The 1,748-nt window shown below is 35.5% G+C and carries 3 protein-coding genes; 1 reads left to right on the forward strand and 2 read right to left on the reverse strand.

The genetic code is table 11. The features are described 5' to 3' along the window. Together F6K13_RS31700 and urtE are read right to left on the reverse strand one after the other, a co-directional pair. The coding region (locus F6K13_RS31700; protein ID WP_287289663.1) for a helix-turn-helix domain-containing protein at window positions 1-199 on the reverse strand (199 nt) is incomplete at its 3' end. Between the two features lie 224 nt (window positions 200-423). Then, window positions 424-1,176: an urea ABC transporter ATP-binding subunit UrtE gene (gene urtE, locus F6K13_RS31705; protein ID WP_124146041.1), complete on the reverse strand. Its 753-nt coding sequence runs from the start codon at window positions 1,174-1,176 to the stop codon at window positions 424-426. 63 nt (window positions 1,177-1,239) lie between these two features. Here urtE and F6K13_RS31710 point away from each other — a divergent pair, with 63 nt between their 5' ends. Beyond that, a complete protein-coding gene (locus F6K13_RS31710) occupies window positions 1,240-1,713 on the forward strand; it encodes a DNA-binding protein (RefSeq protein WP_287289666.1) in 474 nt (157 codons plus the stop codon). Window positions 1,714-1,748 lie beyond the last annotated feature (35 nt).

Raw genomic sequence — 1,748 nt, forward strand, 5'->3', positions numbered from 1 at the left:
AGTACTGAATAGTATTAGTTATAATATATTCAGTTAGGATTGAGCAACTATTAATTGCTACTTTCCTTGAACTTAACCAATCTTTACGCTCTCTCAGAGCATAATTATACACAGTTCTACAAACATCAAGAATCTGGTTTATTTCAGTTTCTTGTTGTTTGCTTGGTTTAAGTTTGTACTGGTAAGTTAAAGTAATCAAAGATTAAAAATCAAAGGTTAATAACTATCTATATTATAACTAATACTATTCAGTACTAGGATGCAAGCCAAGTATTTCTACGGCTTTCTGGGGTGGAACATAACTCATAATTCTATATTGACATATAAGACTTTATGTGAACAAATATTAGCAAATCAAGAATATTTAGTCAACCCCTACTGAGAGTAGAAATTATATGACTCACCAAGTAAACAAATTTGATATTAAACTGCTAAAAATTTTTGGATTACTTCTTGACTTAAATCTGTAGTATTTCCTGATGCCACAATTCCTCCTTTTTGCATTGCATAATATCGGTCTGCTTTACGCACAAAATGGAGATGTTGTTCTACTAATAAAACAGAAATACCTCTACTTTGAATAATATTTCTCACCGCTGTTTCTATCTCTAAAATAATAGAAGGTTGAATACCCTCAGTCGGTTCATCTAACAAAAGTAAATTAGGCTGACTCATCAATGCACGAGCGATCGCTAATTGTTGTTGTTGACCACCACTCAAATTTCCTCCCATCCTAGATAACATTGTTTTTAGAACAGGAAATAATTCAAATATTTCTTCGAGTATTTCATTTTTTCCTTTTCTATCTTCTTTTCTTGCTTCTAAACCAAGCAATAAATTTTCTTTGACTGTTAACCTAGGTATAATTTCTCTACCTTGGGGTACATAACCAATACCTAGACGAGCGCGTTGGTCTGGTCGGAGAGTGGCGATCGCTTTACCCCATAAATTAATTTTTCCTGTCCGTGGCCTGAGTAGTCCCATTACTGTTTTGAGTAATGTTGTTTTGCCCACTCCATTTCTACCGATTAAACATACCATTTCTCCAGGTTTTACGGTTAAATCAACATCGCGCAAAATATGACTTTCTCCATAAAATACATTTATATTAGATACTTGTAAGGTGGTATAATCAATTTGATTTTGTCCAGCTTGATTGGGTAGATTAAAATTCATAATTTTTTGATGTTTTTTGATTTTCTATTTTAATAAAGTAAAAACTATAGTGCTAGAGTAAAAATGACTATCATTGGAACTAGAGAAGCAGCTTTTTTGTTGGGTATTTGTTGTCAACGAGTGAGAGTACTTCTTGCTCAAGGTAGAATCAAAGGGGCTTACAAGCGTAAAGGATTCTGGCAGATTCCTCTATATAATAGAATGCCTGTTGTTATACCAGGAAAAAGAGGTCCTCAAGGTGTTTGGTGTAAGGGGCTACGACAAGCACCAACGAGGATTCATGTAAATCAAAGGAAAATTAAAGCTAATGGTAAGAGAATCAAAAACGATCCTCTGATGACTCCTGAACAACTGGTACCAGTAATCACTATGAAAGCAGGAGAGCGTAATGATTTGGGTTATCAAATGGAAATTCATGGTGAGTGCCGTATAGTATATCAGCCTTACAACCATAAGGGGGTTGGTAAGGGGGTGCTGGTTTCCCCACTCCTCCACAGGGTGGGGCGGAAAGCACCCCCTTACATAAATAAATGTTGATCCGCTTCGATCAAGATGTTTGTCTACCTCCCGAC

This window comes from Okeania sp. SIO2B9 (assembly GCF_010672505.1).
Classification (GTDB): domain Bacteria; phylum Cyanobacteriota; class Cyanobacteriia; order Cyanobacteriales; family Microcoleaceae; genus Okeania; species Okeania hirsuta.

Bases quoted from the DNA above. Each gene is read 5' to 3' on its own strand.
- urtE (WP_124146041.1), bottom strand. From the start codon at position 1,176: ATGAATTTTAATCTACCCAATCAAGCTGGACAAAATCAAATTGATTAT.
- F6K13_RS31710 (WP_287289666.1), top strand. From the start codon at position 1,240: ATGACTATCATTGGAACTAGAGAAGCAGCTTTTTTGTTGGGTATTTGT.